This window comes from Mesorhizobium sp. M1365, assembly GCF_040317865.1.
In the GTDB taxonomy this organism is placed as follows: Bacteria; Pseudomonadota; Alphaproteobacteria; order Rhizobiales; family Rhizobiaceae; genus Mesorhizobium.
Window position 1 is genome coordinate 255972 of sequence record NZ_JAMYLG010000002.1, and the last position, 15125, is coordinate 271096.

The 15125-nt window shown below is 62.0% G+C and carries 18 protein-coding genes; 10 read left to right on the top strand and 8 right to left on the bottom strand.

Features of this window, described 5'->3' with window-relative positions; all coding sequences use genetic code 11:
• Positions 1–14: 14 nt before the first annotated feature.
• Positions 15–704 (top strand): phosphate regulon transcriptional regulator PhoB, encoded by a 690-nt coding sequence (gene phoB, locus NKH04_RS03405; RefSeq protein WP_031212149.1) that lies wholly within the window; start codon positions 15–17, stop codon positions 702–704.
• Between the two features lie 9 nt (positions 705–713).
• Here phoB and NKH04_RS03410 read toward each other — a convergent pair whose 3' ends face one another.
• Complete coding sequence (locus NKH04_RS03410) at positions 714–1958, bottom strand: ROK family protein (protein WP_352685931.1); 1245 nt, start codon at positions 1956–1958, stop codon at positions 714–716.
• Between the two features lie 285 nt (positions 1959–2243).
• On the opposite strand from NKH04_RS03410, the gene xylF reads away from it, so the two are divergent.
• From xylF to NKH04_RS03430, 4 genes are all read left to right on the top strand, one after another.
• The gene (gene xylF / locus NKH04_RS03415) at positions 2244–3284 is read left to right on the top strand and encodes a D-xylose ABC transporter substrate-binding protein (protein WP_352685929.1); all 1041 of its coding nucleotides are present in this window, start codon (positions 2244–2246) and stop codon (positions 3282–3284) included.
• Between the two features lie 141 nt (positions 3285–3425).
• Positions 3426–4790: a sugar ABC transporter permease gene (locus NKH04_RS03420; RefSeq protein ID WP_352821295.1), complete on the top strand. Its 1365-nt coding sequence runs from the start codon at positions 3426–3428 to the stop codon at positions 4788–4790.
• Between the two features lie 15 nt (positions 4791–4805).
• The gene (locus NKH04_RS03425) at positions 4806–5606 is read left to right on the top strand and encodes an ATP-binding cassette domain-containing protein (protein ID WP_352831427.1); all 801 of its coding nucleotides are present in this window, start codon (positions 4806–4808) and stop codon (positions 5604–5606) included.
• 129 nt (positions 5607–5735) lie between these two features.
• Complete coding sequence (locus NKH04_RS03430; RefSeq protein WP_352821298.1) at positions 5736–7358, top strand: CHASE domain-containing protein; 1623 nt, start codon at positions 5736–5738, stop codon at positions 7356–7358.
• Positions 7359–7456: 98 nt separating this feature from the next.
• Here the strand turns inward: NKH04_RS03430 and NKH04_RS03435 are convergent, their stop codons facing one another.
• The 5 genes from NKH04_RS03435 to NKH04_RS03455 all read right to left on the bottom strand — a co-directional run bounded on the left by NKH04_RS03435 (position 7457) and on the right by NKH04_RS03455 (position 10762).
• Positions 7457–7702, bottom strand: a complete 246-nt coding sequence (locus NKH04_RS03435; RefSeq protein ID WP_006328050.1) for a YMGG-like glycine zipper-containing protein — start codon at positions 7700–7702, stop codon at positions 7457–7459.
• A gap of 346 nt (positions 7703–8048) precedes the next feature.
• On the bottom strand, positions 8049–8219 hold the full coding sequence (locus NKH04_RS03440) for a hypothetical protein (RefSeq protein WP_352685923.1): 171 nt from the start codon (positions 8217–8219) through the stop codon (positions 8049–8051).
• A 131-nt stretch (positions 8220–8350) separates the two neighbouring features.
• Positions 8351–9385, bottom strand: a complete 1035-nt coding sequence (locus NKH04_RS03445; protein ID WP_352451150.1) for a sensor histidine kinase — start codon at positions 9383–9385, stop codon at positions 8351–8353.
• 191 nt (positions 9386–9576) lie between these two features.
• Positions 9577–9741: a DUF1328 domain-containing protein gene (locus tag NKH04_RS03450; protein WP_023678541.1), complete on the bottom strand. Its 165-nt coding sequence runs from the start codon at positions 9739–9741 to the stop codon at positions 9577–9579.
• Positions 9742–9967: 226 nt separating this feature from the next.
• Positions 9968–10762, bottom strand: coding sequence for a response regulator (locus NKH04_RS03455; protein WP_352471123.1), 795 nt, complete (start codon positions 10760–10762; stop codon positions 9968–9970).
• Positions 10763–10979: 217 nt separating this feature from the next.
• On the opposite strand from NKH04_RS03455, the gene NKH04_RS03460 reads away from it, so the two are divergent.
• Positions 10980–11183 (top strand): NepR family anti-sigma factor, encoded by a 204-nt coding sequence (locus tag NKH04_RS03460; RefSeq protein ID WP_023678543.1) that lies wholly within the window; start codon positions 10980–10982, stop codon positions 11181–11183.
• Between the two features lie 3 nt (positions 11184–11186).
• Positions 11187–11738 (top strand): sigma-70 family RNA polymerase sigma factor, encoded by a 552-nt coding sequence (locus NKH04_RS03465; RefSeq protein ID WP_023678544.1) that lies wholly within the window; start codon positions 11187–11189, stop codon positions 11736–11738.
• Positions 11739–11767: 29 nt separating this feature from the next.
• Here NKH04_RS03465 and NKH04_RS03470 read toward each other — a convergent pair whose 3' ends face one another.
• Complete coding sequence (locus tag NKH04_RS03470) at positions 11768–12265, bottom strand: response regulator (RefSeq protein WP_352821300.1); 498 nt, start codon at positions 12263–12265, stop codon at positions 11768–11770.
• 110 nt (positions 12266–12375) lie between these two features.
• On the opposite strand from NKH04_RS03470, the gene NKH04_RS03475 reads away from it, so the two are divergent.
• Positions 12376–12702: an ElaB/YgaM/YqjD family protein gene (locus NKH04_RS03475; protein ID WP_023678546.1), complete on the top strand. Its 327-nt coding sequence runs from the start codon at positions 12376–12378 to the stop codon at positions 12700–12702.
• A gap of 10 nt (positions 12703–12712) precedes the next feature.
• Complete coding sequence (locus tag NKH04_RS03480) at positions 12713–13192, top strand: hypothetical protein (RefSeq protein WP_352540234.1); 480 nt, start codon at positions 12713–12715, stop codon at positions 13190–13192.
• 48 nt (positions 13193–13240) lie between these two features.
• Here NKH04_RS03480 and NKH04_RS03485 read toward each other — a convergent pair whose 3' ends face one another.
• Positions 13241–14767: a sensor histidine kinase gene (locus NKH04_RS03485; protein ID WP_352613535.1), complete on the bottom strand. Its 1527-nt coding sequence runs from the start codon at positions 14765–14767 to the stop codon at positions 13241–13243.
• Between the two features lie 146 nt (positions 14768–14913).
• Between NKH04_RS03485 and NKH04_RS03490 the strand changes: the two genes are divergently transcribed.
• The gene (locus NKH04_RS03490) at positions 14914–15087 is read left to right on the top strand and encodes a hypothetical protein (RefSeq protein WP_292659198.1); all 174 of its coding nucleotides are present in this window, start codon (positions 14914–14916) and stop codon (positions 15085–15087) included.
• Positions 15088–15125 lie beyond the last annotated feature (38 nt).

Consider the following 15125-nt stretch of genomic DNA (forward strand, 5'->3'; position numbering starts at 1 on the left):
GGGGTGCCCAGCCGATGATCGCACCACGCATAATGGTGGTGGAGGACGAGGAGCCGTTGGGTGTGCTGCTCCGCTACAATCTCGAATCCGAAGGCTACCAGGTCGAGGTGGTGACACGCGGCGACGAAGCCGAGATCCGTTTGCAGGAGAATGTGCCCGACCTTTTGGTGCTCGACTGGATGATACCAGCGGTTTCCGGCATCGAGCTCTGTCGTCGGTTGCGGGTGCGCCCCGAAACCGAGCGGCTGCCGATCATCATGCTGACCGCGCGCGGCGAGGAGAGCGACCGGGTGCGCGGTCTTTCGACCGGCGCCGACGACTATCTGGTCAAGCCGTTTTCGACACCGGAATTCATGGCCAGGGTCAAGGCGCTGCTGCGGCGCGCCAAGCCGGAAGTGCTGTCCAGCGTGCTGAAGGTCGGCGACATCGTGCTCGATCGCGAATCGCACAGGGTCTATCGCAAGAAGAGCGAAATCAGGCTCGGGCCGACCGAATTCCGGCTGCTCGAGTTCATGATGCGGCATCCGGGCCGTGTCTTCTCGCGCAGCCAGTTACTCGATAATGTCTGGGGGGAGACAATCTACATCGACGAACGCACCGTCGACGTGCATGTCGGGCGGCTGCGCAAAGCCGTCAACAACGGCCGGATGCCGGATGTCATCCGCACCATCCGCGGCGCCGGCTATGCGATCAGGGAAGATTGACCCGCCTGGTCAGGCTACGTTCTTTCTGACGCTGGGCCTCATTTGCGCGCCCGGCGCGAAAATCTCCTGGTCGACGAAGCTTAACGCCCGCATCGCGCAGCCTTCGCGGATCAGAGGCAATTCGTTCGGCTCTGTATCGAAGGAGATCGAGCCTGAATGCTGGCCGCCGGCGGTCTGGGCGATTGCCTTCCGCAAGGCCGGCTCGATCAGATCGAAGGCGGCGGCACTGGCGCCGACCATCGCGACCGGTGCCGGATCGATCAGCGCGAACAGCGAGCCGAGACCGAAACCCAGCGCTTCGCCGGCCTTGCGGTAGGCCTCGCGTTCCGGCCCATCTTTCTCGCGCGCCCGGGCCGCCAGTGCGCGCATGTCGGCGTCGCTGACGTCGGCGACCGGTTCGCTGTCTTCGCTCATCTGCCTGGCGTTGCGCCAGATGGCGTAGTTGCCGGCATACGCCTCGATGCAGCCGCGCCGCCCGCAACGGCAGAGCGCGCCGCCCGGACGATGGATCATGTGGCCAAATTCGCCGCCCGAGGAATGCGTCCCGGTGAACAGTTCGCCCTTCAGCACCAGCCCCATGCCGATGCCATGCGAAAGCAGGATGGCGATGAAGTCATCGCGATAGCGATCCGGATTGCGCCAGCGCAAAGCCACCGCCATCATGTTGCAGTCGTTCTCCACCGTTGCCGGGATGCCGAATTCGTCCTCCAGCATGTCGGCAAAGGCGATGTCGGTCTGCGGCGTGATCGGCGACCACAGCATGGCGCGTGCAGGGGAGTCGGTAATGCCCTGAATCGCCAGGGCGATGCGGGCGACACTGCGGACGTCAAGATCTGGATCCTGCAGCCGGCGCCGGACGATGGCCATGCATTCACGGATCAGCTCGTCGCGCGGCATAGTCAGCGTGTCCAGCCGGCGCTGTTCCTCGGCGACCACCTGTCCCGTGTAGTCGATAATGGCGGCCGAAAGGAAATTCAGCGACAACACCACGGTCAGCACCGCCGCCGCTTCCGGGTTGAGGGCGAGGCCGACTTGCGGACGACCGCGTTTCAACGAAACGGGCTCACTTGGCTTGCTCTCGGCGAGGATGCCTTCCCGTATCAGGTCGGAAGAAATCGCCGATATGGTCGAATGACTGAGGCCGGTGGTAGCTGCGATCTCAGTACGCGATGGCTGGCCGGCCCGGCGCACCGCCGAGATCACCATCGCCCGGTTGCGCCGGCGCAAATCGTCATGGCGGATTCCGACCGACATTGTTTTGCTTTCCTCCCGGTTGCCGCGGCCGCTCATGAACCGGAAGCCGTCGGTAATGTCCGACAAATAGTGTCGGATGAGGCAAATAGTGTCAGATGCAGGTGGCGCTGTCATCGTTTATTCCGACGCTCGAAAAAACTCGCAGAGTCATCAAAATCCATCAGAATCGATGTTGACAGCAGCCGGAGATCGGACCAGTATTTTTTCGAGGCTCGAAAAAATTAGAGCTTCTAAGCTGGTCTTTGAGCCAATTGGTCACGCCGTACGCGGCGCAGGGAGGATATGATGAAGAAATTCACGACCGCCATTCTGGCGGGTGTCGCCATGACGCTGGCGCTGGCGTCGGTGGCGCAGGCTAAAGACAAGGTCATCGGCGTTTCCTGGTCGAACTTCCAGGAAGAGCGCTGGAAGACCGACGAGGCCGCAATGAAGGCGGCCATCGAGGCCGCAGGCGACAAGTATATTTCCGCCGACGCACAGTCCAACCCCGGCAAGCAGCTCACCGACGTCGAGAGCCTGATCTCGCAGGGCGCCAACGCACTGATCATCCTGGCGCAGGACGCCTCGGCCATCGGGCCGGCCGTGCAAAAGGCGCTGGACGAAGGTATTCCGGTTGTCGGCTACGACCGGCTGATCGAGAACAAGGACGTCTTTTACCTGACCTTCGACAACAAGGAAGTCGGCCGCATGCAGGCCCGGGAAGTCTTCAAGGTGAAGCCGGAAGGCAACTATGTCTTCATCAAGGGTTCGGGTTCCGATCCGAATGCCGATTTCCTGTTTGCCGGTTCGATGGAGGTGCTGAAGGCGGCAATAGACAGCGGCAAGATCAAGAATGTCGGCGAGGCCTATACCGACGGCTGGCTGCCGGCCAACGCTCAGAAGAACATGGAACAGTTCCTGACCGCCAACGACAACAAGGTCGATGCCGTGGTCGCGGCCAATGACGGCACTGCCGGCGGCGTCGTCGCCGCGCTGACAGCGCAAGGGCTGGCCGGATCGGTTCCGGTTTCGGGCCAGGACGGCGACCACGCCGCGCTGAACCGCATCGCGCTCGGCACACAGACCGTGTCGGTGTGGAAGGATGCGCGCGAGCTCGGCAAGAATGCCGCCGAGATCGCCTCGCAGCTGGCCGACGGCAAGCAGATGACCGACATTGCCGGCGTGAAGGATTTCACCACGCCCGGCGGCAATACCGTCAAGTCGCTGTTCCTGACCCCGGTCGCCATCACCAAGGACAACCTCAACGTCGTCATCGACGCCGGCTGGATCAAGAAAGAAGAGGTCTGCGCCGGCGTGACGGCTGGCACTGTTGCAGTCTGCAACTGAGCCGACGTTTCCGAGAAGTCCGAACGCCGCGGCCGCTCGCCGCGGCGTTTTTCAACAAGAGTTGTTTTTCCGCTTCCGGCGGATAACTTCTAGGCTGCTTCCGGCATCCGCGGCAGACGGCAACCCGGCGGGAGAAACATCATGACCGACACGACGTCCAACACGCCGGTCGACAGCACGGCAGACCGGGCACGGGAATCCGAGCTCGGCATCGTTGCCCGATTTCTCAAGGCAACCGAACTCGACACGCGCATGCTCGGCATGGTCGGCGCGCTGCTGGTCATCTGGGTCGGCCTGCATGTCATTTCCAGCGTACGGCTCGGCGTCAATCCGTTCGACTTCGACAGCCGGACCTTCCTGACGCCACGCAATCTCTGGAACCTGTCGGTGCAGACTTCCGCCGTGGCCATAATGGCCGCCGGAATGGTGCTGGTTATCGTCATGCGCAATATCGACCTGTCGGTCGGTTCCGCCGAAGGTCTGATCGGCGTGGTCATGGGCTTTGCGCAGGTGCATTTCCTGGTGCGAATGATCGGTCTGCAATTAGGCAATCCCTGGATCTGGATCCTGGCACTGGCCATCGGCCTGGCGCTTGGCCTTCTGATCGGAGCGTTCCAGGGATACATCATCGCTTATCTCGAGGTGCCGGCCTTCATCGTGACGCTGGGCGGCCTTCTGGTCTGGCGGGGTGCCGCATGGTGGGTCGCCAGCGGTCAGACGATTGCGCCGCTTGATGCCACTTTCCAGCTGATGGGGGGCGGGCCGGCGGGTTCGATCGGCGCGCGATGGAGCTGGATCGTCGGAATTGTCGCGTGCCTAGCGGTTGTGTTCATGCTGCTCAACGGGCGGGTGCAGCGCAAGCGGTTCCGCTTTCCGTTGCGCCCGATCTGGGCCGAGACGTTCCTCGGTGTCCTCACCTGCGCTGCCATCATGGGCGCCATATGGCTTGCCAATTCCTATCCTTGGCCGGTCGGCATCGTGAACAGATATGCGGCGGCCAACAATATAACGGTTCCCGAAGGCGGGCTGTTCATCGCCCATGGCATCGCCATACCCGTGCTGATGGCTGTAGCCGTAGGGCTGATCATGACCTTCATCGCCAAGCGTACCCGTTTCGGCCGCTATGTCTTCGCCATCGGCGGCAATCCGGAAGCAGCCAACCTTGCCGGTATCAACACGCGCTGGGTGACCATGAAGGTGTTCATGATCATGGGCGTGCTGGCGACGATCGCCGCGGCGATCTCGTCAGCCAGGCAGAACTCGTCGACCAATGCGCTGGGCACGTTGGACGAGCTGCTGGTCATCGCGGCGGCGGTGATCGGCGGCACGTCGCTCGCCGGCGGCTCCGGCACAGTGCTCGGCGCCATGCTCGGCGCGCTTTTGATGCAGTCGCTGCAGTCCGGCATGGTGCTGCTCGGCATCGATTCACCGCTGCAGAGCATCGTTGTCGGCGCCGTGCTGGTGCTCGCGGTGTGGCTCGATACCGTCTATCGCAAACGTGTGTAGGGAGGAGGAACGATCATGGCAGACAAAACCGCTCCCACGGGCACGCCGCTGATCGACATGCGCAACATCTCCATCGCTTTCGGCGGCATTCGCGCCGTCGACGATGCCTCTGTCGACCTTTTCCCGGGCGAGGTGATGGCTTTGCTCGGTCACAACGGTGCCGGCAAATCGACGTTGATAAAAATCCTGTCCGGCGCCTACAAGCGCGATGCGGGCCAGATTTTGGTCAACGGCGAGGAGGCTTCGATCTCCAATCCCCGCGACGCCAAGAAGTACGGCATCGAGACGATCTACCAGACGCTGGCGCTGGCCGACAATGTCGATGCGGCCGCCAACCTGTTTCTCGGCCGCGAGCTGATGACCGGCTGGGGAACGCTCGACGACGTCGCCATGGAGGCCGAGGCGCGCAAAGTGATGGGCAGGCTCAATCCGCGTTTCCAACGCTTCAAGGAGCCGGTGGTAAAGCTTTCGGGCGGCCAGCGGCAGTCGGTGGCGATCGCCCGCGCCATCCTGTTCAATGCTCGCATCCTGATCATGGACGAGCCGACGGCTGCACTCGGGCCGCAAGAGACGGCGCAGGTCGGCGAACTGGTCAGGCAGCTCAAGGCCGACGGCATCGGCATCTTCCTGATCAGCCATGATATTCACGACGTGTTCGAGCTTGCCGACCGTGTCTGCGTCATGAAGAACGGTCGGGTTGTCGGAACGGCGCGCACAACCGACGTCACCCAGGACGAGGTGCTCGGCATGATCATCCTCGGCAAGTGCCCACCCCGCGCCATTCCGGGGCCGGGCGCGCTGAAGATCGCCGCATGAACGAGAATTAGCCGGCTAATCACACGCCGCCAAAATGTGCCAGCCGTCACCATGCTTTGGCCTCGCCATTGTGTTGGCGTCAGGACTTGCCCATAAAGATGCCGAACCGTCCACGGGACGTATCAGCAATTGAAGAAGCTTTTTCCGACCGTCGCTTTTATCGCCGTCGCGCTGATCAGCCTGACGATGGCGGGTTTTGCCTATTTTGCCACCCAGGAGGCGGCCCGCATTAAATTCGAGGCGACGGCAGACGACGCGCTTAACCGGATCGAAAGCCGCATCGACCTGGACCTGTCGCTGCTGCGTTCGACCCGGGCGCTGTTCGACGCACGCAATGGCGGTATCTCGCAGGGCGAGTTCAAGGCTTTCTTCAACGCGCTCGACGTCGACAATAATTTCGCCGGCCTGCGCGGCATCGGTTTCCTCCGCCTGGCGAAAACTGGCAACGAGGCGGCGGTCGAGCGCGACATCCTGCACGATCACGGCGCAAGCCATCCGATCTATCCCGACACGAACTTACCGTGGCGTACGCCCATCGTGCTGTTCGAACCGCTGGATCCGTCCAACAAATCCAGCATCGGCTACGACATGTTCACCGGGCCGGCGCGGCGCGAGGCGATCGAAAAGGCGATGGCCGACGACCAGCAGCACGCCAGCGGGCTCGTGCAGTTCGGCAAGGATACGGGTGCCGCGCAGACCTTTACCGGGTTCCTCGTCTTCGTCCGGCTCAATGTCGAAACCGCGCCGGACGCCGTGAACGCGACGAGATCCTCGACTGCCGGCTTCCTTTATGCGGCCTTCCGCGCCCGTGATCTGTTCCAGGCTGCGCTCAGCCGGGCACCATTGCTGCCGGTCAACACCGAGATCTATGACGGCACGGTGGACAGCGACAACCTGCTGTTCCAATCGGAAACGCCGCCTGTTTCGAGCCTCGGCGACAGGCTGCTGGTCACCCGCAAGGTCACCGTCGCCGGCCGGCCGTGGGTCGTCCTGTTCAGGCCGACAAGTGCTTTCTCGCAACCTTCCTCGCGCGCCATCCCGGTGATGCTCGGATTGTTCGGACTGCTGCTTGCGGGCGCCATCGCGCTGGTGGCCCGCTATCAGGAGCGGGCCTATGAGGCGGTCTCGCTGCTTCACGAAACGACCGAAAAGAGCCTGCTGGAAAAAGACCTGATGCTGCAGGAGATGAAGCATCGCATCAAGAACTCGATCACGCGGGTGCTGGCAATCGCGCGCCAGACAGCATCGCACACCACCGACGTCCAGGAATTCTCGGCTTCTTTCTCGGCCCGGCTGCAGGCGATGGCGGCTTCCCAGGACATGCTGACGCGCTCACGCTGGCAGAAAGCCGATCTCGGCGACCTGCTGCGCATCGAGCTAGGCCAGGTGTTCGGCAGCGAGCTTCCTGAAGGGCTGCTGTCGGGACCGCAGATTCTTCTCGATGAAAAGACGACGCAGGCACTCGGCCTCGTCTTTCACGAACTGGCGACGAATGCGCTGAAGCATGGCGAAGCCGGCAATTCAGTCGGTGCGCTGAAGGTCGACTGGTCGCTCGAAGCCCGTAGCGGCACCCGGACATTGGCTCTCAACTGGCGCGAGGCCGGTCAGAAGAAGCTTGAGAGACCGGCAAAGAGTGGTTTTGGCACCAGACTGATCGATCTCAACGTCACGCGCGAATTGCGTGGCACAATCAGGCGCGATTTTCGCGAAGATGGCTTGAACGTGGAAATCAAGGTTCCGCTGCCGGCCTGAAACGCCGTCTCGTGGGCCGCATCGCAACAGCGCTTTAAAGAGCAAACGCGGAGACAGGTGGCCTGCCTCCGCGTTTGCTGTTCGCCTGGAGCTCGAAACTAGTTGCAGCGAGCTGTGTAAATCCGGCCGTGACGATCTCTGTATTGGCAGTAGCCATTTTGCAGCCGGCGAACGAGCAGACCGCCAATCGCACCAGCGCCGGCGCCGATCAAAGCGCCCTTGCCGCCGCCGACAGCGCCACCAATGAGCGCGCCGCCCACAGTGCCGATACCCACGTTCTCTTCCGTGGTGGTGCAGCCGCTGACCGCAACCACGGCAACCATGGCAATAATCATCTTCCGCATGGAGTCATCCTCACTTTTGTCCTCACTTTAATAAGCTCCAGCCGCCATTTAGCATGAAAGTACGGCCTTTGCCCGCACGATTTCATTGTTGATTAAGATAGTCTTTTTCGGGGCGTGCGCCGTTCGATGCTACCACGAACCCGGAAATCTCCAAGGACGCATCGAGCGTGCCGTTGGGGCGCACGTTCCAGACGATCCTGTCATGGTCGTTCTCGAGCGCCGGATCGACGGCAAGGCATCTGGCGCCGACATGTTGGGCCTGGCCCTGCAGGTCAGCGACCGCGAACGGGCACGGCCGAGCACTCGGGCAGTGGTTTCAAAGCGATCAAGCAGAGGCGAGTTCGATTCAGATCAGTTGGGACGCGGCGGTCAGGACGATCGCGGCCATAAGCGCGACGGCGGCGAAGCGCAGGGGCGAAGCACGAGGCGCGGGCGTTGCGGGCGCGTCGGGATCCTGAAAACCGCCCATCGAGACGCGAGCGGCCTGTTCCAGTCTGTTCACGTCTGCAGCCGTCAACGCCCATCCCTTCACTTTGTGCCAAACTCAATCCGGCGGATCGGCACGTTCGCACAGGATCGGACTTTATGGTGAACAGTCGGTTAAAGATGGCGATGCGCAGCAAGCCTTCGCGCGGCGACCGCCGCTCGTTAATCCGTCTCGAAATTACCGTGAGGAACGACAAGGCGGTATTCGAGGCGGTTCCCGGTGATCTCAAGGGTCGCCGTTCCATTCAATGAAGTGGGCACGACGCGTTCGAGCGCGACGCTGCCAAAACGCTTCTCACTGCGCTGATTGTCGTTGGCTCCGATCACTTCGGCCCATGTCAGCGACAGCGCAGGCTCGCCAGCGGAAGCTGCCGTCAGATCGGCCGTCACCTCGACGAAACCGTCGCTGCGCGACAGTGCGCCATAGCTGACCGAATTGACGGCGAGCTCATGCATGGCCAAGCCGATGTGCAAGGCGGCATTGGGGTTGAGATATGGATTTGCGCCGCGGAAACGTAGGCTGTGCAAGGGATCCGCGCCGTACCTGCCGACCTGACCGGAAACCAGCTCGCGCAGCGCCGCTCCCCGCCAGTTGGATGACGTAACCAAATCCTGCGAGGAGGCCAGCGACTGCAATCGGCCCCGGAAGCGCGTCAGGAAATCGTCAATGCTGCCGGAATAACGGCCCGTCTGGGTGGCGATGCTCTGGATGATGGCCAAAAGGTTCTTGGAGCGATGACTGACTTCGCGCAGCAGCGCCTTCAACGTCTGCTCCCGGCGTTTCTGCTCGGTTGTTTCGACCATGGTGGTCACGACGCCCTGCACCGCGCCGGTCTCGCTGCGGTCGGCGTCTATCCACACCTGAAACCAGCGGGCGCCGTCATCGGCCGGCACACTGAGCTCAAGATGTTGAGGATTGCCGGAGACGATGACGTCGTGCTTGGCGGCGCCGATACGCTCTGCCTGCGCCGGCGGCAAGATGCCGTTGTTGTCGGAGGCATCGGAAGTCCAGGGCGCGCGCATGTTGCGCGCCCACACCGTCTTCATCTCGCGATCCTGGTACAGGACGGAAATCCCGGCATTGTGCAGTGCATGGAGAAGGGCCCGACCAAGCTGCATCCCGCTTTCGGCGGGATGCAAAGCGATGATCTCATCACTCTGGCCGCGGTCTTTCATTTTTCCGACTCTGGAACGCATCGGTCAATTTGCTCAACCCATGTCGGGCTGAACGGTTCGCGGAAAAATGGGTTCCAAAAGGAGGAGGTTCGTATCAAACCTTAAAAAGCGGTCCGCCGAGCGGCATCCCGTTGGAGGACACTGCCCGGCGGTGGCTGGAAACCGTTTGAGGGGTGCGGCTTCCAGTGTTCGCTTGAATGGCCGCTTGGCATTCACGCTCGTCTGATCAGGCCGGCAATAAGCGATATGATCAGGAAGGCGAGAAAGATGAAGAACAATATCTGCGCTATGCCGGCCGAGGTGCCAGCGATGCCGCCGAAACCAAGCGCACCGGCGATGATCGCCACGACGAGAAATACGAGCGCCCAGTAAAGCATGATCGATCTCCTTCCAATGCTGCGGTGAAAACGTGATTCGCCTCCGTTTGTTCCACCATTTTCCGAAAAAGACGATGCTGAAAATCTTCAGGGCCCGAATTGCCGCGGTGTGTGGAAAGGTCCAGTTGGTTGCCCCAGTTGGTTGCCAGTGAATTGAGCCGGCGTCACTCCCCTCTGATCCTGGGGAGCGGCTGTCTCGGCGGCCGCAGTTCGGCCGCCCGCTGTTTCATGCCGCGGCTTTCGCGTGCCGGTCAAAGAACAGGGCCTGGCTGATAAGAGCCTTGACCATGTCCGGATTGAACGGCTTGGTAACCAGGAATGCCGGTTCCGGCCGCTCGCCGGTGAGCAGGCGCTCGGGAAAGGCGGTGATGAAGATCACCGGTACCGAGGTCGACGACAGGATCTCATTCACGGCCGCTATGCCCGAACTTCCGTCGGCAAGCTGGATATCGGCAAGCACCATCTTTGGCCGCGCCTTGCCGAACATCGCCACCGCCTCGGCGTGGGTGCGCGCCGTTCCGACGACGCGGTGGCCGAGGCTTTCGACCATTTCCTCGATGTCCATGGCGATCAGCGGCTCATCCTCGATGATCAGCACGTCGGTTGCCACCTGACGGGAGATCTCGTTGCTCGCCTGCGCGAGGAGTTCGGAGAATTCCTGTTCGTCGACGTCGAGAATCTCCGCCGCCTCGTCTTCGCTGAAGCCTTCGACCGCCACCAGCAGAAAGGCTTGGCGGGGGCGAGGCGCAATTGCATTCAGATTGGCCGCGGCACGCTGTTCCCATGCCGACTGGGCATGCTCCTGCGGAACGCGAATGGCCACTGAGGTGAAGAGCTTGGCAAAGACCTTGTAGAGCGCGATGCGGTCGTTCGATGCGTTCGGAAAGATGTCGACATCGGCAATGATGGCCTCGAGCATTGCGGCGACCAGCGCGTCGCCGCTCTCCTGCGATCCGGATACTGCGCGCGAGAAGCGACGCAGGAACGGCAGGTGCGGAGCGATGGTTGCTGATAGGCTCATATTGGACGTCTCCCTCATATGACGTGATTGCATGTTACAGCTAAAAAACGGTTCGCAAGCCCAGAGTTGAAAACGCGGGTTCTGCGAAAAAGTTCCGATCATGCGGAACTAAATATATGGGCTGGCGTTTAGGGGCGGGTTGGGCAACCAGACGAGGCTGCCGCTTGCCTTGCGTTATGTGTTGAAGGGCGGCTTAAGGCTGGGACAAAAGGGCGAAATGAAGAACATGACGAAAGCTACCATGGGTGGCGTTGGCAACGGGCGCCGGGCTGCTTCCCGCGACCCGCTTGGGCCGAACTCGGAAATCGGCCGCAAACTCAAACAATACTACGACGAGCTGGTCTCCGACAATGTGCCGGATCGCTTCGCCCAACTGCTCAGCCAGTTGGAAAAAGCCGAACCTGTACAAAAGAAGGACTGAGGCATGGCGGCCGTCTCCCAGGGCTTCAAGACCGACTTGCTCGGCTCGATCCCGAGCCTGCGGGCTTTTGCCGTGTCGCTGACGCAAAACGCCGACAAGGCCGACGACCTGGTGCAGGAAACATTGGTCAAGGCATGGGACAAGCATGAAAGCTTCCAGCCCGGCACCAATCTGAAGGCATGGCTGTTCACGATCTTGCGCAACGAATTCTATTCGCAGATGCGCAAGCGCGGCCGCGAGGTGCAGGACAGCGATGGCGTCATGACGGCCAGGCTTGCCGTTCACCCGGCCCAGCACGGCCAACTTGACCTCGAGGACTTTCGCGGCGCGCTCGAATTGCTGCCAGAAGACCAGCGCGAAGCCATTATCCTCATCGGCGCGTCGGGCTTCTCCTACGAGGAAGCGGCCGAGATCTGCGGCTGCGCCGTCGGAACGATCAAGAGCCGCGTCAGCCGCGCCCGCACACGGCTGCAGGAAATTCTGAAGATCTCCGGTGAAGACGAGTATGGCCCGGACGCAATTTCGGCTCAGGTAACCGGGTCGACGGCTGCGTGAAGCGCGGCGTGTTCGAACCGCTCCGCGCCTCAGCGGAGAGGCGTTCGCCTGCAGGCCGCCGCCACTGCCTCGACGAGATCGTCTCCCGAATAGGGCTTGGTGACCAGTCTGACGCCGGGAAAGGATTTCTTGATCTCGTCCGTATCCGAATAGCCCGAGGCAAAGACGAACGGGATGCCCGCTTCACGCAGCCGCGAAGCAAATTGGAGCGTCGAAACGCCGCTCAGCATGAGGTCGACGATGGCCACATCGAACTGCGCGGCAACGTCTTGCTGTTCGATCTCAGTCAGATCACGGGCGATGACCACATTGAGCGCGCCGTAGTCGCGGCAAAGCTGCTCGATATCCATGGCAATCAGGAACTCATCTTCCAGGATAAGAATCCGCAAACCGTCGAGTGATGCGCGCACGCAGCAATATCTCCTTAAATTCGTCTCGATCGTGAAACGGGGGAAGTCATGATCGTTATTTGGCATGCTGTCATTTAAAAAAGACGCGCTGGCGCGGATGCGTCGGCCTCGGCCCATGCAAGGCATTTGCAACGCGCGCTGCCGGAGATAGGGTTAGAAGAGGTTCGTGCCGGAACCTTGGGGTCTGTCGGGCGTTTCGACCGAGCAAAAGCATGGAGAGTGAAGCAATGGCGACTGCCGCAGGAAAGGCCGCGAACGAAGCCCGCACGAATTCCGATATTGAGGCCGACATCGCACAACTGAAGGCCGACATCGACCAACTTACCAAGCTGTTGGCCAAAACTGGCGAACATGGCTACGGGGCAGCGCGGCGAGCCGCCGCCGAAAGCGTCGAGCAGTTGCGAACCCAGGGCGAGGCAGCCTTCGACAGCCTGCGCAGCAACGCCAGGGACATCGAGGCGCAGATGATAGCGCATATGCGCGAGAAGCCGGTGACGTCGCTGGCGATCGCCGCCGGCGTCGGGTTCCTCTTCGCGCTTCTCGCGCGCCGCTAGTTCTGCACGCATGGGAATGCTTGCATCGCTGATCTCGGGCCTCGCCTCGGGCGAAACCATTGCGGCGGTGCAACGCGCGCGTGTGGCTGCAATTGTCTATTCGGTCGCAGCGGTCGTAGCGCTGTGCGGCCTCGGCTTCCTGGTCGGGGCGGCCTATATCTGGACGGCGGCCCGCTATGGGCCGATGGCAGCTTCCCTGAGCTTCGGGATCGGCTTTCTCGCAATCGCCGGTCTCATCCTGCTCGTCTACCGGATGTCGGCCGGCTCGCGCGCCAGGCGCCGGGCGAAGCGACGCAACGCTGACATGAAGGCTATCGGCATCACTGCGGCACTCGCCGTGCTGCCGGCGCTGCTCAAGGGCAAAGATGGCCCGGGAAAGGCCAGACTGAGCGCGATTCTCGGCCCGGCGATAGCACTCGCTGCCTACGCCATCTACCGCGAGAACGTGAAGCGCGGCTCCGATGATCCGGATACCGGCAAACGTGAATAGTTCGGAGGGGATAGTTCGGGGCAAACGATTCTGGCGCCGGTCGCAAAATCACAAATCTTCGAGCGGAATCGATATTTCCGCGACCACGCCGTCCGGCCGGAATTCATGGATCACCTCGCTGGAAATGACCTTGGCCAGGCTGCGGCGGATCAGGATCGAGCCGAAGCCATGGCGTTCGGGCGGCGCAACCCGCGGGCCGCCGCTTTCGCGCCAGGCCAGCAACAGACGGCGTGCGCCCTTCCTGCCTTGTACCCTCCAATCGAGATCGACCTTTCCGGAGGAAACCGAGAGCGACCCGTATTGCAGTGCATTGCTTGCCAGTTCATGCAGGATCAGCCCGAGCCCGACTGCCTGGTCGGGTGAGAGCAGGACATCGGCGCCGGAGATCGCCATGCGCGATTGTCCGGCGGCTTGGAACGGCTTTAGCTCGATCTCCACCAGCTCGCGGATGCCGATGCCGCGCCACTCGCGGTCCGACAGCAGGCTGTGCGCAACGCCCAGTGCCTGCAGCCTGGCGCTGAAGGCTTCGAGGAATTCGCTTGGCTGGCGGGCATGGCGAACGGTCTGCGTCGCCAGCGCCTGTACGGTTGCCAAAGTGTTCTTGACGCGGTGATTGAGCTCGCGCAGCAACAGTCGTTGACGTTCGTCGCCAAGCTTGCGTTCGGTAATGTCGTAGTTGACGCCGAAGATCAGCGTCGGCTTGCCATCGCCGTCGCGTTCTATGACGCGGCCGCGTGTTGCGATCCATCGCGGCGGATCGAGGCCTTTGACACGGTATTCGCCAAAATAATCGTCGCTGCCGGTCAGCGCGTCGCGAAAGCGTGTTTCGGTCTGGTGAACGTCGCGCGGGTCGATGGCGGTCAGGATGTCGCGCGCCCTCAGCCTGTTCGACTTCGGCAGGTTGAACAATTCGGACAGCAGGACATCGCAGTCGATCATATCGCTGCGGATATCCCATGCCCAGCTGGCAAGCGAAGCCGCGTCGAGCGCGATAGCGCGCCGCTTTTCCTCTCGAACCAGTGCTGCCTTGGCAATCGCCGCACTGCGGGTTGCATCCTTCAGCGTGAACAGGCTGGCGGCGAGGCCGGCCAGCGCCGACAGCTGGTCGAGCTGGACAGAGGAGGGACGTGCGTGCGGCTTCCGGTCGAGCACGCACAGCGTGCCGATCAGCGCGCCGTCGACTACGATGGGCACGCCTGCGTAAAAGCGGATATGATGCTCGCCGGTGACCAGCGGATTGGCTTTGAACCGCGGATCCGCCGCCGCGTCGGCCACCACCATCGGCACGTCGCCGGCTGCGATGGTATAGGCGCAGAACGATGTCTCGGTTGCGATTTCGGTCTCGTCGAGGCCGATACAGGACTTGAACCACTGCCGCTCGGCATCGACCAGCGTGATCAGTGCGACAGACGTTTGCATCGCCGAAGCGGCAAGACCGCCGATACGATCGAAATCAGGGTCGGCAGCCCCGTCCAGCGTGTCGAGGCCGTGCAGCACGGCAAGACGGTCCGCGGCGCCCACCACACGGCGAATATCGGCCGGCAGGCCCGGCGTGTTCTGGCTATTGTCGTCCACTATGCCCCCGGTGGCCGGCTCCGCTGATTGGTCAGGCCAACCGGCCCGTCTGCCGCCTTGCAGTGCCGGAACTTTCGCGGCGGGGGACCGTTACCAGCCAACGCCCCGCCAGTTACGCCTGCCGGCGCCAAATATGGAGCCAGACAATGCCAAAAACCATTCCTGAAAACAAAGCCCGTCAAGGGCGGCGGGGTCGGCATGTCCTTCGTATCCTGATCGCCGCGCTGTTGCTGGCTTTTATCGCCTGGGGCGTCGCCGAAATCTACGGCTGGATGATCGAGACGCCGAAGACCGAACAGGGCAACACGCCCAGCGGCTAGGTTCTCTCCATCGCTCGCGCCAGTTTGCATCACGCAAC